Source organism: Selenomonadales bacterium 4137-cl (assembly GCA_032334055.1).
In the GTDB taxonomy this organism is placed as follows: Bacteria; Bacillota; Negativicutes; order Sporomusales; family UBA7701; genus Anaeroselena; species Anaeroselena agilis.
In genome coordinates, this window is the sequence record JAUOZS010000001.1 from 1,138,928 (window position 1) to 1,162,453 (window position 23,526).

The 23,526-nt window shown below is 56.9% G+C and carries 22 protein-coding genes; 18 read left to right on the plus strand and 4 right to left on the minus strand.

The features are described 5' to 3' along the window. The first annotated feature begins 130 nt into the window (after positions 1-130). The 17 genes from tnpA to Q4T40_05905 all read left to right on the plus strand — a co-directional run bounded on the left by tnpA (position 131) and on the right by Q4T40_05905 (position 19,212). Entirely contained in the window at positions 131-598 is a 468-nt protein-coding gene (tnpA, locus tag Q4T40_05825) for an IS200/IS605 family transposase (protein ID MDT8900756.1), read from the plus strand. A 335-nt stretch (positions 599-933) separates the two neighbouring features. After that, a complete protein-coding gene (locus tag Q4T40_05830; protein MDT8900757.1) occupies positions 934-2,181 on the plus strand; it encodes a hypothetical protein in 1,248 nt (415 codons plus the stop codon). Between the two features lie 31 nt (positions 2,182-2,212). After that, positions 2,213-3,286, plus strand: a complete 1,074-nt coding sequence (locus tag Q4T40_05835) for a hypothetical protein (GenBank protein ID MDT8900758.1) — start codon at positions 2,213-2,215, stop codon at positions 3,284-3,286. 220 nt (positions 3,287-3,506) lie between these two features. Continuing rightward, the gene (locus tag Q4T40_05840; protein ID MDT8900759.1) at positions 3,507-4,733 is read left to right on the plus strand and encodes a hypothetical protein; all 1,227 of its coding nucleotides are present in this window, start codon (positions 3,507-3,509) and stop codon (positions 4,731-4,733) included. Between the two features lie 115 nt (positions 4,734-4,848). Continuing rightward, complete coding sequence (locus tag Q4T40_05845) at positions 4,849-5,742, plus strand: hypothetical protein (GenBank protein ID MDT8900760.1); 894 nt, start codon at positions 4,849-4,851, stop codon at positions 5,740-5,742. Further along, positions 5,743-6,240: a lysozyme inhibitor LprI family protein gene (locus tag Q4T40_05850; protein ID MDT8900761.1), complete on the plus strand. Its 498-nt coding sequence runs from the start codon at positions 5,743-5,745 to the stop codon at positions 6,238-6,240. It begins immediately after the preceding gene. 134 nt (positions 6,241-6,374) lie between these two features. Continuing rightward, entirely contained in the window at positions 6,375-6,761 is a 387-nt protein-coding gene (locus Q4T40_05855) for a hypothetical protein (GenBank protein MDT8900762.1), read from the plus strand. Then, a complete protein-coding gene (locus Q4T40_05860) occupies positions 6,751-8,316 on the plus strand; it encodes a DUF87 domain-containing protein (GenBank protein ID MDT8900763.1) in 1,566 nt (521 codons plus the stop codon). The genes Q4T40_05855 and Q4T40_05860 overlap by 11 nt, the downstream gene beginning before the upstream one ends. A 471-nt stretch (positions 8,317-8,787) precedes the next feature. Next, the gene (locus Q4T40_05865; protein MDT8900764.1) at positions 8,788-9,744 is read left to right on the plus strand and encodes an aspartate carbamoyltransferase catalytic subunit; all 957 of its coding nucleotides are present in this window, start codon (positions 8,788-8,790) and stop codon (positions 9,742-9,744) included. Then, positions 9,725-11,017 (plus strand): dihydroorotase, encoded by a 1,293-nt coding sequence (locus Q4T40_05870; GenBank protein MDT8900765.1) that lies wholly within the window; start codon positions 9,725-9,727, stop codon positions 11,015-11,017. Before Q4T40_05865 ends, Q4T40_05870 begins: the two co-directional genes overlap by 20 nt. Then, complete coding sequence (gene carA, locus Q4T40_05875) at positions 11,014-12,078, plus strand: glutamine-hydrolyzing carbamoyl-phosphate synthase small subunit (GenBank protein MDT8900766.1); 1,065 nt, start codon at positions 11,014-11,016, stop codon at positions 12,076-12,078. The genes Q4T40_05870 and carA overlap by 4 nt, the downstream gene beginning before the upstream one ends. Positions 12,079-12,080: 2 nt before the next feature. Beyond that, positions 12,081-15,302, plus strand: coding sequence for a carbamoyl-phosphate synthase large subunit (gene carB / locus Q4T40_05880; protein ID MDT8900767.1), 3,222 nt, complete (start codon positions 12,081-12,083; stop codon positions 15,300-15,302). Positions 15,303-15,348: 46 nt separating this feature from the next. Next, positions 15,349-16,065, plus strand: coding sequence for a dihydroorotate dehydrogenase electron transfer subunit (locus Q4T40_05885; GenBank protein MDT8900768.1), 717 nt, complete (start codon positions 15,349-15,351; stop codon positions 16,063-16,065). Then, a complete protein-coding gene (locus Q4T40_05890) occupies positions 16,062-16,973 on the plus strand; it encodes a dihydroorotate dehydrogenase (GenBank protein ID MDT8900769.1) in 912 nt (303 codons plus the stop codon). Before Q4T40_05885 ends, Q4T40_05890 begins: the two co-directional genes overlap by 4 nt. Positions 16,974-17,134: 161 nt before the next feature. Further along, positions 17,135-17,848 (plus strand): orotidine-5'-phosphate decarboxylase, encoded by a 714-nt coding sequence (gene pyrF, locus Q4T40_05895; protein ID MDT8900770.1) that lies wholly within the window; start codon positions 17,135-17,137, stop codon positions 17,846-17,848. A 1-nt stretch (position 17,849) separates the two neighbouring features. Continuing rightward, positions 17,850-18,422, plus strand: a complete 573-nt coding sequence (gene pyrE / locus Q4T40_05900) for an orotate phosphoribosyltransferase (GenBank protein MDT8900771.1) — start codon at positions 17,850-17,852, stop codon at positions 18,420-18,422. Between the two features lie 151 nt (positions 18,423-18,573). Continuing rightward, on the plus strand, positions 18,574-19,212 hold the full coding sequence (locus tag Q4T40_05905) for a hypothetical protein (GenBank protein ID MDT8900772.1): 639 nt from the start codon (positions 18,574-18,576) through the stop codon (positions 19,210-19,212). Positions 19,213-19,276: 64 nt separating this feature from the next. On the opposite strand, the gene Q4T40_05910 is transcribed toward Q4T40_05905, so the two are convergent. The 3 genes from Q4T40_05910 to Q4T40_05920 all read right to left on the minus strand — a co-directional run bounded on the left by Q4T40_05910 (position 19,277) and on the right by Q4T40_05920 (position 21,345). Then, on the minus strand, positions 19,277-20,077 hold the full coding sequence (locus Q4T40_05910) for a nitroreductase family protein (GenBank protein MDT8900773.1): 801 nt from the start codon (positions 20,075-20,077) through the stop codon (positions 19,277-19,279). Positions 20,078-20,160: 83 nt separating this feature from the next. Next, on the minus strand, positions 20,161-20,751 hold the full coding sequence (locus Q4T40_05915; GenBank protein ID MDT8900774.1) for a TetR family transcriptional regulator C-terminal domain-containing protein: 591 nt from the start codon (positions 20,749-20,751) through the stop codon (positions 20,161-20,163). A gap of 180 nt (positions 20,752-20,931) precedes the next feature. Further along, positions 20,932-21,345 (minus strand): GNAT family N-acetyltransferase, encoded by a 414-nt coding sequence (locus Q4T40_05920; protein ID MDT8900775.1) that lies wholly within the window; start codon positions 21,343-21,345, stop codon positions 20,932-20,934. 235 nt (positions 21,346-21,580) lie between these two features. Between Q4T40_05920 and Q4T40_05925 the strand changes: the two genes are divergently transcribed. Beyond that, a complete protein-coding gene (locus Q4T40_05925; GenBank protein ID MDT8900776.1) occupies positions 21,581-23,149 on the plus strand; it encodes an IS1182 family transposase in 1,569 nt (522 codons plus the stop codon). A gap of 88 nt (positions 23,150-23,237) precedes the next feature. Here the strand turns inward: Q4T40_05925 and Q4T40_05930 are convergent, their stop codons facing one another. Beyond that, complete coding sequence (locus tag Q4T40_05930) at positions 23,238-23,435, minus strand: hypothetical protein (GenBank protein ID MDT8900777.1); 198 nt, start codon at positions 23,433-23,435, stop codon at positions 23,238-23,240. Positions 23,436-23,526 lie beyond the last annotated feature (91 nt).

Genomic DNA, 23,526 nt, shown 5'->3' on the forward strand with positions numbered 1-23,526 from the left:
TAAGCGGCAACCACCTGCTAAGCAGGTGGTATCAAAAAGCTTATAGCTATGCGGAGGAAAGAAAAGCCTCCTTTGTTAAAATATATGCAGGTTTGCCGACCGCATAAATAACAAAGGAGGCGCATCCAAAATGGATACTCAAAGTCTATCACACAGCAAATGGCGCTGTAAATACCACATAGTTTTCGCTCCAAAATACAGAAGGCAGGTCATCTACGGCAAAATTAAGGCGGATATAGGGGTGATACTCAGAAAGCTTTGTGAGTATAAAGGGGTAGAAATACTCGAAGCCAATGCATGCCCGGACCACATCCATATGCTAGTAAGCATACCGCCCAAAATCAGTGTAGCGTATTTCGTGGGGTACTTAAAGGGCAAAAGCTCGCTTATGATATTCGATAGGCATGCGAACTTGAAATACAAGTATGGTAATCGACAATTTTGGTGTCGGGGATACTTTGTAGATACAGTAGGGCGAAATAAAGAGGCGATTGAGAAGTATATCAGGGAGCAATTGCAAGAGGATATAGTTGCCGACCAACTGAGCCTTAAAGAATTGATTGACCCGTTCACGGGTGAACCGGTAAAAAGGTCATAAAAAAGCCAGCCCCTTAAGGGGCTGACTGAGAACGCTATGCGGTTGGCAAACTTTCAGTGAGTCTTGAGACTCAGCTAGTATCATGCCCTTTCAGGGCTAACCCGAGCCACCCGTTTAACGGGTGGCTCGGTGACTTATTTTTTTGCTTGCTCCTACTCCTTGGGGGGCGAGCAAAAATATTTTATATTTAAATGCCGTTTTGGACGAAAAGTGGACTTTTAGTGGACTGTTTGGGCGAAATGGTGTGATATGATGGTATCGTGAAGGAGACCGCTGAAGGGCGGTCTTCTTAATTTTGCGCCGTTAACCCGGCGAGGAAACGAGGAGGAGAGGCCATGAGGACGAGAGAGGAAGAGTATTTGAGGAGGATGAAGGCGCTGGGGTATGAGCCGAGTTTGAATGGCATGGACGATGAGGACATCGAGTGGGAGCTTTCGAAGATGGATGAGGGCGGCCGAAGGAGGGAGGCGGAATGGCGGCAGCCGGTGTACCGGCCGGTGGACCCGGGGCTGAGGGCGCGGATTCTGCGGATGTTCGGTCAGCCGTACGACGAGAGCGCGATCCCCAAGGGGCAGGAGTTTTATCTCAACGGCTGGGATAACGGGGAGGATGAGGAGGAATGGCCTAGAATGCGACCTGAGCCGAGGGTGTCCGCGCCGCCCGGGGGATGGAAGATGAAGCCGGATTTGCATGGGAATACGTATGACCCAGAGACAAGGACGATTACGACTAATGAAAACGGCGGTTTCGAAATTAAAGGGTGGGAGCTGCCGGGGCAAAGGCCGTTTTGGAAAAACGCTGCCGATATATTTTCTCCAAGCCGGGGAGGGGCGTATAGGCCGCTGAGCTATACGTCAGGCGGGAATGACGTTAACACCGGTGGGCGAGGTGCGAATACGGCAGCCGCAAATCCCTACGCGGGCGGGTATGCGGACGGCGGGGCATATGGGGATATGACACTGCCGGAGGGTGCGCGGCAGACGATTGGCAACAGCACCGCTGGAGGAGGTACAGAGGATGCGAGTACCAACCGAGGTTTGGCAGGGTATTTGTACAAACTGGGTGAGAGGGAATCAAGCAACAACTATAAAGCTAAAAATGAATTTAGCTATCTCGGCAAGTATCAGTTGGGTGCCGCAGCGTTGATAGACGCCGGGTTTTATAACTACGGGGAAGGTGAGGAGAAAAGCGGCGAAAACCTATATAACGGGACGTGGACGGACAAGGCAAAAGCGTACGGGGTCAATTCGTACGAGGATTTTCTCAATAGCCCGGGGGCACAGGAGGAAGCTATCAGAGAGTACAACAAGAAAATCTGGGGCTATATCTGCGATGGAGGATACGATAAGTACATCGGGCAAAAAATCCACGGTGTTGAGGTTACTGCATCGGGATTATTAGCGGCGTGCCACTTAGGCGGAATTGACAGGATGCCGCAGCTTTTCGGAAAGCCAGGGCAATATAAAACGGATAAAAGAGGTGTTCCTGTCGACGGCAATGGAAAACCAATGGACCATTACTTAAGTGATATGGGAGGTCTTGATTTGACGGAACTATTGGGATATAATCCAGATAAAGAATGACAAAAATAGGAAGTTGAGCGAGGGATGTGTCGTGAAAAGGGGCATCGTCGTCGTTATTGTCATCGTGGCAATGGGAGCGGTGCTCCTTTTTGTCGCGCAGGGCATGGACAAGGCCCTTGCAGCGGCTGGGAAGCAGGAAGCCGTCGTCAACGAGGCGGCAGCTAAAAGCAAACCCGAGCTTCCAGACTACTCGGCCATTATCCGGGCTGAGTCTATGAAAATTTACGGGGATAAAATCGAGTGGCTGGTTTTTTCGACGACGGATTTCGCTGAAGAGAGAGGCTTGATAAGGAAACACTTCGCAGATAGCTTCGAAAAGGCGGAAGCGATTACGAAGCAGACTGTCCATATAGCGATAGCCAAGGCGGATCTCAACAACGATGGTAGGCAGGATTTGGTTTGGAAACTAATCCACCCGTTCTATCATGGCGCGAGCACGTCGGCAACCCTGGGGATTTCTTATTATGATGATAGCGATAGGTTGAATCATGTCGGGCATTTTGTGATCAAGGGGGCCCCGGTCGGTGTGCGGGCCAGCGATATTTCTCCATGGAAAGAACTGATAGTAGATTTAAAATTGTACAGATGGGACGGTAAAAGTTACAAGCTGATAGTCATACCGGTCGAAACATTGGCGGACGAAAAGCATTTCAAGGTGACGAAGGACGTAGACGACCGCTATACGATCAGAATTTTCGACGAGGAAAAGGAAGAAATCTACTTTGACCGACCCTTGACCAGGCCGACGGTTACGATGTACAACGACAATATCGTGCGAATCCGCAAGGTATACCACCCCGGAAACAGCAGCAGCGAGTATTATGATATCAAAGCTAAGAAACGCTCGGACATGTATGATGAAGTATTGGCCGAGAACGGCAATCGGGTCGTTTATATTTCGTTCGGGTATCGTTTAATAATACGTGATATCTTTGACGACAAGGGCTATTTTAAGGCGGTAATACGCGACTTCACCCCGTTACCGCCAGAGGAGCACCGAAAAGCGTTTCTGAAGGTGGAGTGGGAAAAGCCCGGCGCCATTGTCGTGCAGTACCTGGCCGGCCCGGAGCGCCGCGTGGTGACGGAGGAGATTGTCCTTGATTAGAAAACTCTTGTGGCGTATCGCTAATAATGAAGGAAAAGCTCCGGAGTAATCTATTTTGAAAAAAGTTTCCCACAAATGTCGTTTTGGACGAAAAGTGGACTTTTAGTGGACTGTTTGGGCGAAAAGGTGTGATATGATGGTATCGTGAAGAAGACCGCCGGAGGAGGGCGGTCTTCTTAATTTATGCCGAATAACGGCGAGAAGGCGAGGAGGAGAGGACATGAGGACGAGAGAGGAAGAGTACTTAAGGAGGATGAAGGCGCTGGGGTATGAGCCGAGTTTGAACGGCATGGATGACGAGGACATCGAGTGGGAGCTTTCGAAGATGGATGAGGGCGGCCGAAGGAGGGAGGCGGAGTGGCGGCAGCCGGTGTACCGGCCGGTGGACCCGGGGCTGAAGGCGCGGATTCTGCGCATGTTCGGCCAGCCGTACGACGAGAGCGTGATTCCCAAGGGGCAGGAGTTTTATCTCAACGGCTGGGACAACGGGGAGGACGAGGAGGAATGGCCTGCGCTGAAACCTGAACCGCGCGTGCCTGCGCCGCCCGGCAGCAGGACGATGAAGCCGGATTTGCATGGTATTACGTATGACCCGGAAACAGGGCAGATTACGCCGAATGAAAACGGCGGTTTCGAAATTAAGGGGTCGAAGGTGCCAGGGCAGTCACCATTTTGGAAAAACGTTGCCGATATTTTCTCCCCCAGCCGGGGAGGGACGTATAGGCCGCTGAGCTATACGGCAGGCGGGAATGACGTTAACACCGGCGGGCGAGGGGCGAACACGGCAGCCGCCAACCCCAACGCGGGCGGGTATGCGGACGGCGGGGCATATGGGGATATGCTTTTCGGGGTTACGGGAGTTACGCCGCAACAGCCGAAACAGTATGTTAGCGCAGACCAGCTCAAGGCATTCGGCTGGCAGAACGTTAACGATGACATGGTCAAAGACCTGAACAACGTACTGGGGAAGTACGACATAACAACTCCGGCGCGGATAAGGCATTTCCTCGCGCAGTGCGCGAAAGAGACGAATAAAGGAGAGGCCTACACCGAACTGGATTATGGAGATAAGACATACTTTGATCGGATGTATGAAGGCAGAAGAGGAATCGGAAATATATATCCAGGAGACGGCAAAAAGTTCATCGGCGGTGGGGCTATCCATATTACAGGAAGAGACGAGTATCAAGACTTCGCTGATTATGTCGGCGACCAGAAGGTAATGGAAGGCGGCGCGGAATATGTAGCGAGAAAATACCCGTGGGTTGCGGCCGGCCGGTGGTGGGAAAAGAATCGTATGAACGCGTTAGTCGACAGTCTGAGAGGAGAGGACCACGACGCAGACGTGGACAAAATAACTGACGTCGTAAACCGTTGGGATAAGGACGAGGCCCGCCAGGAAAGAAAAGATCGACATAGGGAGATTCGGGGGATAATCAAAGATTAACAAAAACCGAGCAAAATGGCAGAATATGTTTTTCGGGCTGGTTTGTATGGTATAATGATACAAACCAGCCCGATTTTCCCTTTATTTTAGTATTTTTTTTTGGGAGGGCAACCGCGTGAGGATCAACAATATCCTCGTCGTTACGATTTTTTTAATACTGGCATTACTGACCGGGGCCAGCGGAAGCATGAAAGAGGCGGTAAGTGCCGGGGTGAGCACGGTGCCTGATGTGAAGACCGGGTCGGAGGCGCAAGAAGTCCTTAAGAGGAACGATGATAAGTGGCCCGCCGACAAGTCGGTAACTTGGCCGACGGAATATCAGATAATCACTGAAACATATATAACTTACAATGACACAATGGATATAGCCATTCGGTACCCGCAGATCGTCAACCTGGGCGATGAAGAGCGACAAATCAGAATCAACGACTTGATAAGGAGCGAGGCAGTACCAGGCCAGTTTATCGATTACACGGATAAAAGGCTATTCACGCTGCCGATCGACTATAAAATTACCTGGCAGAGTGACAACCTGCTGAGCATCCAATACAGCGGGATGGGATACGTTAAAGGAACGCCGCACCCGAACCATTTCTTCTATACGACCAACATCGATATCGTCCAGGTGCAAAAGGTAAAGCTTAAGGATATTGTGCGGATAGATGAGGATTTTGTGGAGAAATTCCGGCACGAGAATATTAGAACCGTCAGTCCCCACCCCGGCGCATTGTCCGGGAAAAAGATTCTGATCGACAGCACCCCATTTAATAAGGTCGACGATACAGTCAGACATTTCTACGAAGCGGACGAAGTGGACCTGAAAGGGCGACTGCCAAGCAATTATTGTTATTTTACGCCCGATTCCCTTGGCATTAGCGTGGATGCCCCTCACTTCATGGGGGGCCACGCGGAGTTCGAAATCAAGTATGAGGATATTGCGGAGAATATAAAAGCCGAGAATGCGGTGTGGAGAGATTTTTTTCCGAGGACGAGAGCTGGGAGTATTTAAATGAGAAATACAGTTTTCCTACTGGTTTTGGTTTTGGGTTTTACTCTGCCTCTGGGCGGCGTTGCCGAGGGGTATTACACTTATGCCATGACAGGCCAATTACGAGAAACGCTTGAAAGCAATCCCCTTGACCGGGATTACAAGCGTGACATGCTCAACCCGGAGAACGGCACTACCTACGGTATGGCTGACGTTAATAAGAAATATATCAAGTTATGGGACCGGGAACTGAACGTCATTTACCAGAAGCTGCTGCTTAAACTTAACGACGAGGAGAAGGAACTGCTTATCGAAGCGCAGGTCGGGTGGCTGCAATACCATGAGAACGAACAACGCCTCACGAGCAAGGCGCTAAGCAAGAATTCCGGGACAATCTTCATCGTGCAGCAAGGCAGCGCTTACCGCTACCGGTTGCGGGAGAGAACGCTGCAACTGATGGCATATTATCACCGCCTCGGCGGCGAGGTCGAGTTCGAGTACAAGGGGAATGCGGAATAGGGAATAGGACGGACAACCTCCCGGAGTAATCCGGGAGCCTTTTGTTATATATGCGTGATTTTGTCAAAGATTAGAAAGGTATTCGACAAATTACGAAGAAGATGCAAAATATATTAATGAGGTGGTGAAATAATGTGACTAAGCCACTTAGGGTAATTTATTCTGCAATCTTCTTCTTTATTCTGGAATGTATTAACTACTATATAACAGGCGACATAAACGTTCCGACCGATAACAATTTAATTTGGTTTGAGGCAGGTTTCTTATCTCTTGTATTCGGCGTCTTTCTTATAGAACATATTCAGACAAAACCTACTGATGCAATTATTTCTGCGGTAGCCTTGTTTTTTACCACATACACACTTAAGAATCCACCTTATATAGAGTGGTGGCAAGTTCTTCAATGGTTATGTGGTATTGTTTTTTTATTATCCATTCTCCTGATGTCAATAGAAAAAAGCACCTTCGAAACGAATCCTATAATTAGAAGAGTTAGCCGTACTGCTTTATTTGATTATTAAAGATCTGGGAAGTGCAAAAATACTTTGCACTTTTGCTTTTGTCCTTGGAATACTGTCATTTGTCGAGCCAGGTAAACAAGGCGTGCCGTTAATTGGCTGGATATTTTTATTTTTAACAGTCTTAATGAAGCCTCATAATATAATCGCGGCAATCATTAATTTATGGAGTCCCAGTAATTCTACTCCAGAATACTGTGGATTTGTAACTGGCTTTGAAGGGCCTAGTGTTGTAATAATCGAGCTAAATTGCAAGGTAAATAGATCAAGCGTTATTGGCATATGCCCCGAGCCCGTATTTAATCAATCAAAAGTTCTTTATTTGGTCGTTTTACACATCTTCCAAGGGAATAATCAACTTATGGCCAGAGCAATTATTTTAGACCGGCAAGCATCATTCTGGGATGGACAGAAGTATGCTTTTATTATTAATGACGTATCTAAAGTAAAAGAATCGTATATCTACAGTAGAAGAAACGAAATAATAGGCGTTGTAGGTCGAGGCTCAGAAATAGGGAAGTTAATCGTATGTTTATATTATGATGATGGAGCCATTCAGAACCAAGACATTATCCAAGTGGATTATAGAAACAACGGTATACTTTACCAGATTGTAAATGCTGTTGACCACGAGGAGAAAGTAAGTAAAGATGTACTTGGTTATACGCAGGCTATTGCGGTTCAAGTAGGAACTTGGGATACTACAACTCACTGTTTTGAGGATTTTAACTGGGTTCCACCTATTAATAGTTTAGTTTACAAGGCCGAAGCATTTCCTGAGGGTGCTGCATGTACTTCGGCCAATGACAGCGGGCAAATGATTGTTGGAACATTTAATACCGGTCACCCAATTTTAATTGATAAAGCAGATTTAGTAACACATAACGCGGCCATTTTAGGTGTGACAGGAAGTGGTAAATCTTGTTTGGGATATTCAATTATTGAAGAGTTGATTCGTGGTGGGATAAAAGTAATATGCATAGACAATACTGGCGACTATTTGAGACACGTTCAAAAAGAAAAACCAGCACACATAATTGCTAATGACAATGAAATTGATGTATTTTTAGCCTCTCTCGATGAATTTGCCGTTGCTACTGCTACAAGTGTCAAAAGTGCACTTCTAATTATTAGAAGGACTTATGAATGGGCGCAAAGGCAATACGACCCAGCGCAGACTGAGATTATTCCCAAGGTCTGCGTAGTAATAGAAGAAGCACATTCATTAATCCCTGAATGGAACAGCACGGTGAATCCAACCGACCGTGACCTAGTAAATCAAATTAGCAAGTATGTAATGCAGGGCCGAAAGTATGGGTGCGGGGTTGTTGTCGTTACTCAAAGGACTGCAAATGTTACAAAGAGTATTTTGTCTCAGTGTAATACTATAATTTCTTTTCAAGCATTTGATAAAACAAGTAATGACTTTCTAAGCAGTTTTATGGAAGAAGAGTATATAAATAATATTTGCCGACTAAATACAGGACATGCAATAATTGCTGGAAAGGCATTAATCTCTGGAAGACCAGTTGCAATTATGACTACCAGGAGAACGTAATTTCGATATTACGTTCTATGTCCTTAGAATGAGTTGCCGGAAGGCGTTTCAAAAGCTCCAGATGCAAGGCGCACCGGAGGATGACACCGGAAGCGTACACGAACGTACGCTGAGGATGGCAGCCGAGGAGCAACACAGCAGATGGATTTTTGAGACGCCTTCCCCTGTTGACACGAATAGCCAAGGGGTGGTAGAATATTGACAATAACATATAGCCTTTAAGCTGGTCCTGTGAGACCGGGAAGGATTTTGAAGCCGAGGTTTTTGGCCTTCTTGCGTTCTCACACGCGAGGAGGCTATTGTGATAATATGGTACCTTTAAGCTGGTCCTGCGAGGCCGGAAGGGAACTATACGTGAGGTTGTGTATGGCCTTCTCGCGCCTTGGTGTGCCGAGAAGGCTTTTATTTGTCCGGCAAACGGGCGGCCTGGCTGGGTATCATAAGGGAGAGAGAACGGGAGGAGTGAGGCCGATGACGAAAAGCCAGGTTTCGCTGCGCGGCAGGGACATTCTGGAGCTGCAGGGCATGAGTGTGCCCGAGATGGAGCTGATTCTGGACACGGCCCGGGAGATGAAGAATGTTATCGACCGGGATATAAAGAAGGTGCCGACGCTGAGGGGCAAGTCGGTTGTGAATCTGTTTTTCGAGCCGAGCACCCGGACGCGCACTTCCTTCGAGCTGGCCGGCAAGTATCTGGGGGCGGACGTGGTGAATATCACGACGAGCGCTTCGAGCGTGGTGAAGGGCGAGAGCCTGAGGGACACGCTGCTGACGGTGGAGGCTATGGGGGTGGACGTGATCGTGATGCGCCACGAGGCCGAGGGGTCGTCGCACTACGCGGCCAAGGTGGTGAAGCCGGTGATCGTGAACGCCGGCGACGGGCAGCACGAGCATCCGACCCAGGGTCTTTTGGATATGTTTTCGATCAAGGAGAAGAAGGGCTCGATCGCCGGGCTGAAGGTGGCGATAATCGGCGATATCCTCCACAGCCGGGTGGCGCGCTCGAATATCTGGGCGCTTCTGAAGCTGGGGGCCGAGGTGCGGGTGGCTGGCCCGCGGACGCTGCTGCCGCGCGATATGGACAGGATGGGTGTGCAGGTGTATGACCGGGTGGAGCCGGCGCTGGAGGGGGCGGATGTGGTGAATATCCTCCGCATCCAGAAGGAGCGGCAACAGAAGGGGCTTTTCCCGACCGCCCGCGAGTACGCGCGCCTTTTCGGGATTAACAGGGCGAGGCTTGATCTGGCCAAGCCGGACGCGCTGGTTCTGCACCCCGGCCCGATGAACCGGGGCCTGGAGATCGCGCCGGATGTGGCCTATAGCGATCAGTCGGTGATCCAGGAGCAGGTGAAGAACGGCCTGGCGATAAGGATGGCGATTCTGTTCCTTGTGCTGATGGGAGGGACGAATGTTGAAACTAGTGCTTAAGGGCGGCCGGATAATCGATCCGGCGCAGAAGATCGATAAGGTCGGCGATGTGCTGATCGAGGATGGCGTGATCGCGAAGGTCGGCGGCGATATTGACGCGGCGGGGGCGGAGGTTTTCGACGCCCGCGGCCTGGTGGTGGCGCCCGGTTTTATCGATATGCACGCGCATCTTCGTGAGCCGGGCCAGGAGGCGAAGGAGGATTTCGCCTCAGGGACGCGGGCGGCGGCGGCCGGCGGTTTTACGACGGTGTGCACGATGCCGAACACGCGGCCGGCGGTGGACGACGCGGTGCTGGTTAATGGCCTGATCCGCCGCGCCGAGCTGGAAAGGCTGGTGAACGTTAAGATTATCGGCGCGGTGACGAAGGGCCAGGAGGGCAAGGAGCTGGCCGAGGTGGGCGATATGCTGCAGGCCGGTGCGGTGGCGCTATCGGACGACGGCCGCCATGTGGCGAACGCCAAGATACTGCGGACTGGTTTCGAGTACGCGGGGATGTTCGGCGGGCTGATAATCTCGCACGCCGAGGAGGCGTCGCTGGTGGAGGACGGCTTTATGCACGAGGGCGCGGTGTCGGCGATGCTGGGGCTGAAGGGCCGGCCGGCGGTGGCCGAGGATATTGCGGTGGGCCGCGATGTCATGCTGGCCGAGTATACCGGCGGGCGGCTGCATGTGGCCCATGTGAGCACGGCCGGGGCGGTGGAGCTTATCCGCCGGGCCAAGGCGCGGGGCGTTAAGGTGACTGCCGAGGCGACGCCGCACCACCTGACGCTGACCGACGAGGCGGTGATCGGCTACGACCCGGCGACGAAAGTCAACCCGCCGCTGCGGTCGCAGGAGCATGTCGATGCGCTGGTGGCCGGGCTGAAGGACGGGACGGTCGACTGCATCGCGACCGACCACGCGCCGCACGCTTTCGAGGAGAAGGATGTGGAGTTCCGCTACGCGCCGAGCGGGTTCACCGGCCTGGAGACGGCGGTGGGCGTGGTGCTGACGGGGCTTTACCATAGCGGGAAGCTGACGCTGCCTGAGGTGATCGAGAAGCTGGCGGCGGCGCCGGCGCGCGTGCTGGGCCTGGAGGCGGGCAGCCTGAAGGCCGGCGCGGCGGCGGATGTCACGGTGCTCGATCCCGCGGCCGAATGGACGGTGGACAGCGCAAAGTTTTATACGCGGGGCAAGTGCACCCCGTTTGAAGGGAAAAGGCTTAAAGGCAGGGCGGTGGCGACGATTGTCGGCGGACGCTTTGTGATGAAAGACGGGGAGGTGTGCGGATGATAGGGAAACTGATTCTGGAGGACGGCAGCGTTTTCGCCGGCGAGGTGATAAGCCGCGAGCGGGCGGTGGGCGAGGTTGTGTTCAACACGGGCATGACCGGCTACCAGGAGGTGCTGACCGATCCTTCGTATTGCGGGCAGATCGTGACGATGACGTATCCGCTGATCGGGAACTACGGGACGGCGGCGGTTTACGACCAGGCGATAAAGTCTTATGTGCGCGGGTTCGTGATCAGCGAGCTGGCCGGCGACCCGAGCAACTGGCAGGCGGAGTGCAGCCTGCCGCAGTATCTGCTGAGCCGCGGGATACCGTGCATCCATGGGGTGGATACGCGGGCGGTTACGCGCCGCATCCGCTCGGCGGGCACGATGAAGGGAATAATCGTTCCCGCGGAGGCGGGGGCGGAGGAGATAAAGGAATTGTTCGGCCGGCTGCCGGAGATCGAGGTGGTGGCCGAGGTGACGCCGAAGGAAGTGTACCGCATGCCGGCCGAGGGGCCGCGGGTGGCGGTGTTGGACTACGGTATCAAGCGCAATATATTGAATTCGCTGGCGAAGGCGGGCTGCGACCTGACGGTCTTCCCGGCCGACACGCTGGCGGCGGATATTCTGGGCCGCGATTTCGCCGGGGTGTTCCTGTCGAACGGGCCGGGCGATCCCAAGGATGTGCCGAAGTCGATCCAGACGGTGAAGGAGCTGATGGGCAAGAAGCCGATCTTCGGCATTTGCCTGGGCCATCAGCTGCTGGCGCTGGCGGCCGGGGCGGATACGTACAAGCTGAAGTTTGGCCACCGCGGCGCAAATCATCCGGTGAAGGATCTGGCGACCGGCCGGGTGTACATCACGTCGCAGAACCACGGTTATGCGGTGGATGAGGCGACGCTGGACGGCAGGGATTACGTCGTTACCCACCGGGCGGTGAACGACGGGACGATCGAGGGGATGAAGCACCGGCAGCTGCCGATCTTCTCGGTGCAGTACCACCCCGAGGCGGCGCCTGGACCGGACGACAACACATATTTGTTCGACGAGTATATGACGCTGCTGCGGAAGGAGGGGTAAGGGTGCCGAAGAATACCAAGCTGAAGAAGGTAATGGTTATCGGGTCGGGGCCGATCGTGATCGGCCAGGCGGCCGAGTTCGACTACGCCGGCACCCAGGCCTGCCGCGCCCTCAAGGACGAGGGCATCGAGGTGGTGCTGATAAATTCCAATCCGGCGACGATCATGACGGACGCGAATGTCGCCGACCGGGTGTATATCGAGCCGATCACCCCCGAGTTCGTGGCCGAGGTTATCGATAAAGAGCGGCCGGACGGGCTGCTGCCGACCCTCGGCGGCCAGGTGGGGCTGAATATGGCGGTGGAGGTGGCCAAGCGCGGCGTGCTGGACAAGTACGGCGTGGTGCTGCTGGGGACGCCGCTGGAGGCGATCCGCAAGGCCGAGGACCGCGAGCTTTTCAAGCAGACGATGGAGGAGATCGGCCAGCCGGTGCCGGAGAGTATTATCTGCGAGGATCTGGCGAGCGCGCAGGCGTTCGCGGCCGAGATCGGCTTTCCGCTCATCATCCGTCCGGCGTATACGCTGGGCGGCACGGGCGGCGGCATCGCGGCCAACGAGGCGGAGCTTAAGGATATCGTCATCCGCGGCCTGAAGCACAGCCCGATCGGGCAGGTGCTGGTGGAGCGGAGCGTGGCCGGCTGGAAGGAGATCGAGTACGAGGTGATGCGGGACGCGAACAATACCTGCATCACGGTTTGCAATATGGAGAATTTCGACCCGGTGGGCATCCACACGGGCGACAGCATCGTGGTGGCGCCGTCGCAGACGCTGACCGACTACGAGTACCAGATGCTGCGGACGGCGTCGCTGACGATCATCAGGGCGTTGGGCATCGAGGGGGGCTGCAACGTGCAGTACGCCCTCGACCCGCACAGCACGAAATACTATGTCATCGAGGTCAACCCGCGGGTCAGCCGCTCGTCGGCGCTGGCCTCGAAGGCGACGGGCTACCCGATCGCCAAGGTGGCGAGCAAGATCGCCATCGGCTACCACCTGGACGAGATCGTGAACGCGGTGACGGAGAAGACGAAGGCGTGCCATGAGCCGACGCTCGATTACTGCGTGGTGAAGTTCCCGCGCTGGCCGTTCGATAAGTTCAATTTCGCCGACCGCATTCTCGGCACGCAGATGAAGGCGACGGGCGAGGTGATGGCGATCGACCGCAGCTTCGAGGGGGCGCTCTTGAAGGCGGTCCGCTCGCTGGAGATCGGCCTTCATCGCCTCCATATCCCGGAGATCGCGGCGCTGGAGACCGAGAAGGTGCGCGAAAATCTCAAGCTGGCCAACGACGAGCGGGCGTTCGTGATCGCCGAGGCGCTGCGCCGCGGTATAAGCGTGGAGGAGATCTGCCGGGTGACGGCGATCGACCGCTGGTTTATCGATAAGATCGCCGCCATCGTGGCGATGGAGAAACGGCTGACGGAGCAGAACCTGACCGGCGAGCTGGTGGCGGCGGCCAAGAAGATGGGGTTCGCCGACCGCTCGGTCGCCGAGCTGACTGGCTGCACGGCCGACTATATCCGCCAACTGCGCAAGGACAAGGGGATCGCGCCCTGTTATAAGATGGTGGATACCTGCGCGGCCGAGTTCGAGGCGGTGACGCCTTACTATTACTCGACGTACGCCCAGGAGGACGAGGTGGCGACGACCGACCGCCGCAAGGTGATGGTGCTGGGGTCGGGTCCGATCCGCATCGGTCAGGGGATCGAGTTCGACTACTGCTCGGTCCATTCGGTGTGGGCGCTCCGCAAGATGGGCTTCGAGTCGATAATCGTGAACAATAATCCGGAGACGGTAAGCACCGACTTCGACACGTCGGACCGGCTGTATTTCGAGCCGCTGACGGCCGAGGATGTGCTGAACATCATCGATAAGGAGCAGCCGGAGGGGGTTATCGTTCAGTTCGGCGGCCAGACGGCGATCAATCTCGCCGGTCCGCTGGCCAAGGCCGGGGTGCCGATTTTCGGCACGACGGTGGGCGATATCGACCAGGCGGAGGACCGCGAGAAGTTTGACGCGCTGCTGGAGAAGCTAAATATACCGCGGCCGCGGGGCATGACGGTGACGAGCGCCGATGAGGCGGTGGCCGCCGCCGAGAAGGTGGGCTTCCCGGTGGTGGTGCGTCCGTCGTATGTGCTGGGCGGCCGGGCAATGGAGATCGTCTACAATGTCGCCGAGCTGAGGGATTATATGCGCTACGCCGTGAAGGCGTCGGCCGAGCATCCGGTGCTGGTGGACCGCTATATGATGGGCACCGAGGTGGAGGTGGACGCGATCGCCGACGGGGCTGAGGTGCTGATCCCCGGCATCATGGAGCATGTGGAGCGGGCCGGGGTGCACTCGGGCGACAGCATCGCGGTGTATCCGCCGCAGACGCTTTCGCAGGCGGTCATCGACATGATCGTCGATTACACCAACCGGCTGGCCCTCGGTCTGAAGGTGAAGGGGCTGATCAACATCCAGTACGTGGTGGTGGATGAGGTTGTGTACGTGCTGGAGGTCAACCCGCGCTCGAGCCGCACCATCCCCTTCCTGAGCAAGGTGACGAACGTGCCGATGGTCGAATTGGCGACCAAGGCGGCGATGGGGATAACGCTCAAGGAGATGGGTTACGCGGGCGGGCTGCTGCCCAACCAGGAGTACACTGCGGTGAAGGCGCCGGTGTTCTCGTTCGCCAAGATGCAGCAGGTGGATATATCGCTGGGGCCGGAGATGAAGTCGACCGGCGAGGTTATGGGGGTGGATTTCAACTACGCCCGGGCGCTTTATAAGGCGATAACCGCCGCCGGCATGAACATTCCCGCCGCCGGCACGGTGCTGTTCACCGTCGCCGACAAGGACAAGGAGGAGGCGGGCGAGCTGGCGGAAAGCTTCGCCAGCCTCGGCTACGAGCTGATCGCGACCGAGGGGACGGCCAAGTACCTACGGGGCCTGGGCCTGGAGGTCGAGACGGTCTTCAAGGTGCATGAGTCCGGCCCGAATATCATCGATCTCATCAAGGCCGGCAAGATAAATATGGTTATCAATACCCTGACCCACGGCAAGGTGCCGGAGCGGGACGGTTTCCGCATCCGCCGGGCGACGGTGGAGCACGCTATTCCCTGCCTGACGTCGATCGATACGGCCCACGAGGTGCTGCGGGTGCTGGAGGTAATGCGGGAGCGGCGGCTGGTGTATGTGCTGGCCCTCCAGGATTACGTGGGGGGAGGAGACGCACTTGTCTAAGACTGTGGCTGACGGCATCGTCATCGAGCATTTCAGCCTCGCGCCGATGATCAAACGCCTGACCCTCGGCGCGCCGGCGATCGCCAGGACGGCCCAGCCCGGCCAGTTCGTGCACGTGAGGGTGGGGGAGAGCTACCACCCGCTGCTGCGCAGGCCGCTGAGCATCGCCGAGGTGGACCGCGAGGTGGGCAATATCACGGTCATCTACCGCGTGGTCGGCAAGGGGACGGCGCTGCTGGCGTCGCTGCCGCCGGGCGAGTTCGTGGATTGCATGGGCCCGCTGGGCAACGGCTTTGATATGAATACCGAGCGGCCTTTGTTGGTGGGGGGCGGCATGGGCCTGGCGCCGCTGCTGTTCCTCGCCAAGGCGCTTTGCCCCAAGCCGGTGACGGCGCTGATGGGCGGACGCACCAAGGAGGAGCTGTGGTGGCGGAACGTTTTTCTCGGCACCTGCCGCAGCATCCACGTGACGACCGACGACGGCTCGATGGGACGCAGGGGGTTTACGATCGACCTGTTGCCCGAGCTGCTGGAGAATTGCAAGTATGACCGCATTTACGCCTGCGGCCCCCTGCGGATGATGGAGGGGGTGGCGCGGCTGGCGAGGGATAAGGGCATCCCATGCCAGATTTCGTTCGAGGATCATATGGCCTGCGGCGTGGGGGCCTGCCTGTCCTGCACGTGCGCCGGCACCGACGGCAAGCGCCGCAAGGTTTGCAGCGACGGCCCGGTGTTCTGGGCTGAGGAGGTGTTGGAGCTGTGACGCTGGCGGTGGAGATTGCGGGCATCAAGATGAAGACGCCGGTGATGACGGCGTCGGGGACGTTCGGCTCGGGGCCGGAGTACGCCGATTTCGTCGATCTGAACAAGATCGGCGCCATAGTTGTAAAGGGAACGACTCTTACGCCTCGCGACGGCAACAAAGGGCGGCGAATCGCCGAGACGCCGGCCGGGATGCTCAACTGCATCGGGCTGGAAAATCCGGGCGTGGATGAGTTCGTGAGCCGCATTCTGCCGGGTCTGGCCGCGTACGACGTGCCGATCATCGTCAATATCGCCGGCGCGACGACGGACGAGTTCGCCGAGCTGGCGAGACGGCTGAGCGTGCCGGGAGTGGCGGGCCTGGAGCTGAATATTTCCTGCCCCAACGTGAAGGAGGGCGGCATCGCTTTCGGCACCGACTGCATGAGCGCCGCCGCCGTTGTGACGGCGGTGCGCAAGAACACGGTCCTGCCGGTGATCACCAAGCTGTCGCCGAATGTGACCGATATCGTGAGCATCGCCAGGGCGGCCGAGGACGCGGGCAGCGACGCCGTTTCGCTCATCAACACGCTGCTGGGCATGTCGATCGATATCCACCGGTGGCGGCCGGAGCTGGGCAACGTGGTGGGCGGCCTGTCGGGGCCGGCGATCAAGCCGGTGGCTTTGAGGATGGTGTGGCAGGTGGCGCGGGCGGTTAAGTGCCCGGTGATCGGCCTGGGCGGCATCATGACGGCGGAGGACGCGATCGAGTTTCTGCTGGCCGGAGCGAGCGCGGTGGCGGTGGGTACCGCCAACTTCGTCAACCCGCGGGCGAGTGTGGAGATCGCCGAGGGAATCCAGGATTATCTGGTGGAGCGCGGGCTGAAAAGTGTGCGCGATATAGTCGGACGGGTTAACGATAGTATTTAGACATTTATACTGTGGCAGGCTGTTGATAGCGCCATCTGCTGCGTTGTTCCTGCGGGCGCTTGCTAGCGTACTAGCGTGTACGCTAGCAAGCGTCCTCGGAGCCGCCTTGCATCTGATCGCTCTGAACAGCCTGCGTATATAAGGGCGATGGAGTGATTAATTTGAGCGATAATCGTCTGATTGTGGCGCTTGATTTTCCCGATATGGACAAGGTCCAGAGGCTTGTGGCCGAGCTGGGCGACGCGGTGGGGCATTACAAGGTGGGGATGGAGCTTTTCTACGCCGTGGGCGGCGAGGCGGTCCGCTGCCTGCGCGCGGCCGGCAAGGAGGTCTTTCTCGACCTTAAGCTGCACGACATCCCCAACACGGTGAGCCAGAGCGCCAAGGTTTTATCCATGATGGGGGCGACGATGATTAACGTCCACGCTTCCGGCGGGCTGGCGATGATGAAAGGGGCTGCGACGGCGGCCGTGGAAACGGCGGCGACGAGCGGCCGGCCCAGGCCGAAGCTGGTCGCGGTGACGGTACTTACAAGCATGGACGAGGCCGAGTGGTCGAGGTTGAACTGCGCCCTGCCGATCAGGACCCAGGCGGTCCGGCTGGCGGAGATGGCGAAGGAGGCCGGGCTGGACGGGGTGGTGGCGTCGCCGCAGGAGGCGGCCGCTATCCGCGAGGCGTGCGGGCCGGAGTTTCTCATCGTTACGCCGGGGGTGCGACCGGCCGGCAGCGCGGTTAACGACCAGAGCCGGGTAGCTACGCCGGCCGGGGCTTTGAGGGCCGGGGCCAGCCATCTGGTGGTGGGCCGGCCGATAACCGCCGCGCCCGACCCGCGGGCGGCGGCGCTGGCGATTTTGCGGGAGATGGAGGCGGTTTGACATGGAGGAAGCTACGGTAAGGAAGCTGCTGACCGATACGGGGGCGGTCCTGGAGGGGCATTTCCTGCTGACCTCGGGGCTGCACAGTCCGCTGTACGTGGAGAAGTTCCAGGTGCTGCAGTGGCCGGAGCATACCGCCAGGATGTGCGCGGCGCTGGCCGAGAGGTTCAGGGATGCCGGGATACAGGTGGTGGTCGGGCCGGTGACGGGCGGCATCATCCTCGCCCATGAGGTGGGCAAGAATCTTGGTACGCGCGCCATTTTCACCGAGCGGGAGAATGGCAAGATGACGCTCAGGCGCGGGTTCGCCATCGCCCCCGGCGAGAAGGTGCTGGTGGTGGAGGATATCGTCACGACCGGCGGCTCGGTGCATGAGGTGCTGGAGGTGGTGAAGGAGCAGGGCGGCGAGGTCGCCGGGGTGGCGCTGCTGGTCGACCGCAGCGGCGGCAAGGCCGATTTCGGAGTGCGGACGGAGGCGCTGCTGACGCTGGAGGTACAGACGTATCAGCCCGACGCCTGCCCGCTTTGCCAGGCCGGGGTGCCGATCACCAAACGGGGCCGGACGGGAAAATAGATAATTAAATTATTATGTAGAGTGTTAAATGCGGCGGCGAGTGAATAGTTACGCTTATTCATTCGCTTTTTTATTTACATAAAATTATTTTTTCGTGCATGTTCCCGCAAGGCGGAGTATAATCAATATATCAACTTTCGGGAGGACAGGCATGAGAAGGGTATTGCTGCTGACCGCCGGTCTGCTGGCCGCCATGACCGCCACCGCTTTCGCCGCCGTCCCCGATCCGGGCATCCGGGAGGGGCAGGCGATCGTGGGGCTGTCGATGTACAATTTGGACCGGACAAGCAATATGGACGGTAATTGGGGGGACACGTTCAGGTTTTACGAAGGCTACGCTACCGTCGGCGTCGGCAAAAGGACCGCTGTTTTCGTAAACTACGGCACGACGGGCAAGACGCTACCCGACCCGGTGAGCGGCGAAACGACACGGCTGGAGACGAGCTATACCGATTACGGGCTGCAGTATTCCCTCTCGCGCCATGTCGGCCTGCTGGCCGGGTACCGTAACCTGAATGGCCGCCAGGCGACGGCGACCGATACGGCGACGGACAGTATCCGCGGGTATGTCTACGGCCTGGCGCTGCGGTACGATTTCGGCGGCGGGAAGTACAGCGCGTATTCCACCTATGTGAGGAACGACAAGGTGGAGGATTTCGTGATCGGGACGGCGTTCGCGCTGAAGAATGACATGTTTTTGGACATGAGCTATAAGCGCGTCAGGGGGTCCACCGACAGCACGACCGTGATGAAGGGGTTCGGCGCGGCCGGGGTGGGTGTCAGGTTTTAGACAGAAAAAACAGCCCTGAGGGCTGTTTTTTCTTATGGAGGGGTGGAGAAGGGAGGGGCGTTGATCAGCGCCAGTCGACGACGAGGGGGTTGCGGTCGACGAGGCGGTGGTAGCGGTACACCGGGTAGCCGCAGAAGATGGCGCCGGTAATGACCATATTCTCAGGGACGGCTAGCAGGTCGTAGATTGCGGGGTAGCCGGCGAAGGCGCACATTTCGAAGAAACCCGACCAGCAGGTGCCGAGGCCGAGGGCGGGGGCGTAGAGTTCGGCGTAGGCAAGGGAGTAGCGGGTGTTTTTTTCGCCGATGGGGAAGTTTTTGGGAGCGTAGGCGACGATGAGGTGGGGTGCGCCGCGGAAGATATCATGGCCGCCCTGCCGGTAGCGTCGGACGATATGGGCGTAGGGCTGAATCCAGGGGACGTTGTCGCGAACTTGTTCTTCCATCCAGGTTAGGGTGGCGTCGCAGAGTTTGCGCATCAGGGCGCGGTCGCTGACGACGAGGTAGGAAAGTCCCTGGGTGTTGCCGCCGGTGGGGGCGAAGCGGGCGATGTCAAGGAGCCGGAGTAGCGTTTCCTGGGGTACGGGGTCGGGTTTATAGCGGCGGACGGAGCGGCGTGACCGCAGGAACCGGGCGGCGGTGTCGGCGTCGAGGACGGGGAAGTCGCCGAGGGGGACCTGATCGGCAAGGGGGGTGAGGCTATTGTCGAGGGCGGCGTGAGGACAGGAGGCGACGCAATGGCCGCAGCGGATGCAGGCGTCTTTGTTGAGCATTTTGGGGCCGCTTTCGTCCATGCCGATTATGCTGAGAGGGCATATCTCGGCACAGATGCCGCACTTGACGCAGGCGGGGGAGATGGTAAGCATATGGACAACACGCTCCTTTGGCTGTTTTTATAATCTATGCGACACAGGTCCGTAGTAGACCGGTCGTCTAGATGCAAAAGGGTTTAGTCAAGCCGGCCGCCGAGTTCGCGGGCGGCGAAGGCGGTGAAGATTTCGAGCGGCTGCAGGGACTGGGTGGCCTGCATGCGGGTTATGGCGCCGGCCCAGGCGGCGTAGAGGAATTCGGCCATGATTTCGGGGGGCTGGAAGAGGGTGAATTCGCCGGCGGCCACGCCCTCGGCAAGGCAGGCGGCGACGGTGCGTATCCAGCCGTTCATGCCGCGCTGAAGTTCGGCGCGGATGGGCTCGCTGAGCAGGGCCATTTCGAGGGCGAGCTTGGCGAGCAGGCAGCCGTGCTGGCATTGTTTTTCGCGGAAGTATTGCTTTTCCTGGGCGAAGAAGGCGAGGAGGCGGTCTCTGGCCGGCCGGGCGCGGTCGGCGAGGACGGCGAGGTGCCGTTCGGCGTACAGGCGGATGTAGTGGTCGATGATGGCGATGCAGAAGTCTTCCTTGGAGCGGAAGTAGTAATAGAAGGACCCTTTGGGCACTTGGGCGTCGGCGAGGATTTCCTTGAGGCCGACGGCGTGGTAGCCTTTGGCCATGAAGGCTTTGGCGCCGACTTCGATCAGGTGGAGGCGTACGTCTTGTTTATCCATGATTATATATTAGACCGGTCGTCTATAAAAATCAAGGGATATTTTGCTAAATGTCTGTTTTCCGGTGCCGGGCGAGCCGCAGCGTGTGGCGAATTCGCGCCGGGTAATGCAGCGGTCGGAAAAGGAAAGTGTTGTATTAAAGTTCAAACCCGATGCTAATTCGCATCGGGTTGCCGGTGTTTAGAGCGTTTTACTCATCATATAGCCGCGGGTTTCGAAGCCGATTGCTTCGTAAAACTTGATGGCGTTGGCGTTGTCGAGGTTTACGGAGAGGTTGAGCTGGGGGCAGCCGAGGGCGACGAGGCGTTTGGCAACTTCGTCGATGAGGCGGCGGCCGACACCCTGCCCCTGGCAGGCGGGCAACACGGCGAGGTGATAGAGGTGTCCGCGGCGACCGTCAAAGGTGCCGATGGCGGTGCCGATGATTTCGCCGTCGGCGCAGGCGACGAGGGAGAGTCCGGGATTGCGCTCCAGGGTGCGGAGGAGGGAGGGTTTGTCGTCGCCGGGTCTTAGGGCCAAGCCCGCATGTTGCCAAAGTTCTAACGCCAGATCGTAATCTTCGATGTTGAAAAGCCTGATATCGATGGTGGCCATGGTTCCTCCCGACGGTGATTAGTGACTAATGCCACTATATTACACCACCGTGAGACGACAGGCAAGAAAAAAGATGGCTGCGGGTATGTCGGTTCAGCGGCTGGCCGGCAGTTTGCGGGCGGCTATTTGCAGGTCTAGGAGTGTGTTGCAAAACCCATTGAAATCAAACCGGAGATTCCCTTGAAACCAGGGAAATCAAGGCCTGACGGCGAATTTACCTGTAGAGGTGAACGCCGTGTTAGGAAGCCAAGATAAACAGACCAGCTTATTGGATTTAGAAGCGTGGCTGGATGGTCCGCTGGTCGATCCCGATAGCATTTACGGACTGTTTGCCCGGTGGGGCGAGCGCCTCATCCGGGAAGAAGACTTTGCCGACCTGTACAGTGCCGTTGGCCGGCCTTCGGTTTCTCCGGCTCTGCTGTCGAAAGTGCTGTTGTTGATGTATCATGACAACGTTTCGGATCGGGAAGCGGAACAGCGCGCCCGCTATGACCTGCGCTGGAAAAAAGCGCTGGGTCTGGGCCTGAACGAAACGGGCTTCGACCATACGGCCCTGTGCCGGTTTCGTACCCGGCTGCTGCTCAATAAGCAACAGAAGCTGGTTTTTGAACGATTTGTCCGCCTCGCCAAAGAAACGGGGATCTTGAAGGACCGGGGACTGCAGATTCTTGACTCCACCCAGGTGCTGGGAGCGGGCGCTCTCCAGGACACCTACACCTTAATTAAAAAGGCCATCCAGAAGATGTTCGCCGTAAGCAGTCATGCCGGCGGTACGGCACGGGACCGGTTGAACGCCCTTTCTTTGTCCTTGGATTACAGCCAAAACGGCAAGGAGAAGATCCGGTGGGATGATGCTGAAGCCAGAACCCAGCTCCTCCGCCAGTTGGTCGGCGACGGTCGCGCCATCTTGGATGCGCTCAAGGGGGCCGAATTGACGGCGGACGAAAAGACGGCCATGGAACTCCTGGGTAATGTCACCGAGCAGGATATTGTCACCGATGACACCGGTATCCATCTCAAACAGGGCGTGGCTCCTGACCGCATTCTTTCGGTAACGGACCCGGACATGAGGCACGGACACAAAACCTCAAGCGGCAGGTTCAACGGCCATAAGAGCCAGATTCTCATGGACGAAGCCAGTGAACTTATTACCGGCATCGATATCACTGCCGGAAACCGGCCGGATGGCGAGTCGGTCGATCCCTTGTTGGCGGGAACCCTCGTCAAGCCTGGCAAGCTGCTCGGGGATACCGCGTACGGCACACTCGAAGCCCGCGATCAGATGGCTAAACATCAAGTAACGCCGGTGGCGCCGCTGCCAGGGGCTCACGCCCCGAAGAAACGGTTTGGCAAACAGGACTTTACCATCGATTTTGGGCAAGGAATCTGCTGGTGTCCGGCGGGAGAAATCACGGCCACGGTCCGGCATCGCAAGGGCGGCATTGATGTGTTTGTTTTCCCCAAAGCGACCTGCAACCGTTGTAAGTTCCGGGACCAGTGCACCCGTCACGGCAAGGGAAAGACGATTGAGCTGCATTCGCAGGAAGAGCGGCGGCGGGAGATTCTGGCCGAGATGGCCACAGAAGAATTCCGAACGCTGTACGTGAAGCGGGCCAAGGTGGAGCGAAAAGTGGCGCACCTGATTCGCAAAGGAATGCGTCAAGCCAGATATATAGGCAGAACCAAAACGCTCCTTCAGGTCGCGTTTACCGCAGCAGTGGTGAATATCAAACGGCTCTATACACTTACCCGGGACCAAGTCTGCCCATCGGTCGGGCTCCCAGCGGTCCTGGTGGGTCAGTAAGGGCCATAGGGGATAGAATCAAACGTTATTCTTTCCGGCATATCCCTAAATTGAGGTGACGGGCCGCCTTTTTAACCATGATGGGTACTCAATGGCCACAGTATACAGGGGTTTCGAAACACTCTCCTAGGAGGGCGGTGAAGATTTCGGCGGTTATGTAATGGTACTCGTCCGGGTACCAGGTTGAGGTCAGGGTTGTTAGCCTGTCGGAGGCCAGCAGCAGTTCGCGCAGGGCGGGATCGCTGTCGACGGGGGGAGGGCAGGGAGGACGGACTTTAGTGCCCATTTCGCATCCCAATGGCGAACAGCAGGCCGCAGAATACCACGTACCAATACATCATAACCACCAACTCCTTCCGGCTTGTGTATTTATATTA

Excerpts from the sequence above, each read along its gene's own strand:
- tnpA (MDT8900756.1), top strand. The coding sequence starts at position 131 with ATGGATACTCAAAGTCTATCACACAGCAAATGGCGCTGTAAATACCAC.
- Q4T40_05830 (MDT8900757.1), top strand. The coding sequence starts at position 934 with ATGAGGACGAGAGAGGAAGAGTATTTGAGGAGGATGAAGGCGCTGGGG.
- Q4T40_05840 (MDT8900759.1), top strand. The coding sequence starts at position 3,507 with ATGAGGACGAGAGAGGAAGAGTACTTAAGGAGGATGAAGGCGCTGGGG.
- Q4T40_05850 (MDT8900761.1), top strand. The coding sequence starts at position 5,743 with ATGAGAAATACAGTTTTCCTACTGGTTTTGGTTTTGGGTTTTACTCTG.
- Q4T40_05865 (MDT8900764.1), top strand. The coding sequence starts at position 8,788 with ATGACGAAAAGCCAGGTTTCGCTGCGCGGCAGGGACATTCTGGAGCTG.
- Q4T40_05870 (MDT8900765.1), top strand. The coding sequence starts at position 9,725 with ATGTTGAAACTAGTGCTTAAGGGCGGCCGGATAATCGATCCGGCGCAG.
- carA (MDT8900766.1), top strand. The coding sequence starts at position 11,014 with ATGATAGGGAAACTGATTCTGGAGGACGGCAGCGTTTTCGCCGGCGAG.
- Q4T40_05885 (MDT8900768.1), top strand. The coding sequence starts at position 15,349 with ATGATCAAACGCCTGACCCTCGGCGCGCCGGCGATCGCCAGGACGGCC.
- pyrE (MDT8900771.1), top strand. The coding sequence starts at position 17,850 with ATGGAGGAAGCTACGGTAAGGAAGCTGCTGACCGATACGGGGGCGGTC.
- Q4T40_05905 (MDT8900772.1), top strand. The coding sequence starts at position 18,574 with ATGAGAAGGGTATTGCTGCTGACCGCCGGTCTGCTGGCCGCCATGACC.
- Q4T40_05910 (MDT8900773.1), bottom strand. The coding sequence starts at position 20,077 with ATGCTTACCATCTCCCCCGCCTGCGTCAAGTGCGGCATCTGTGCCGAG.
- Q4T40_05915 (MDT8900774.1), bottom strand. The coding sequence starts at position 20,751 with ATGGATAAACAAGACGTACGCCTCCACCTGATCGAAGTCGGCGCCAAA.
- Q4T40_05920 (MDT8900775.1), bottom strand. The coding sequence starts at position 21,345 with ATGGCCACCATCGATATCAGGCTTTTCAACATCGAAGATTACGATCTG.
- Q4T40_05930 (MDT8900777.1), bottom strand. The coding sequence starts at position 23,435 with ATGGGCACTAAAGTCCGTCCTCCCTGCCCTCCCCCCGTCGACAGCGAT.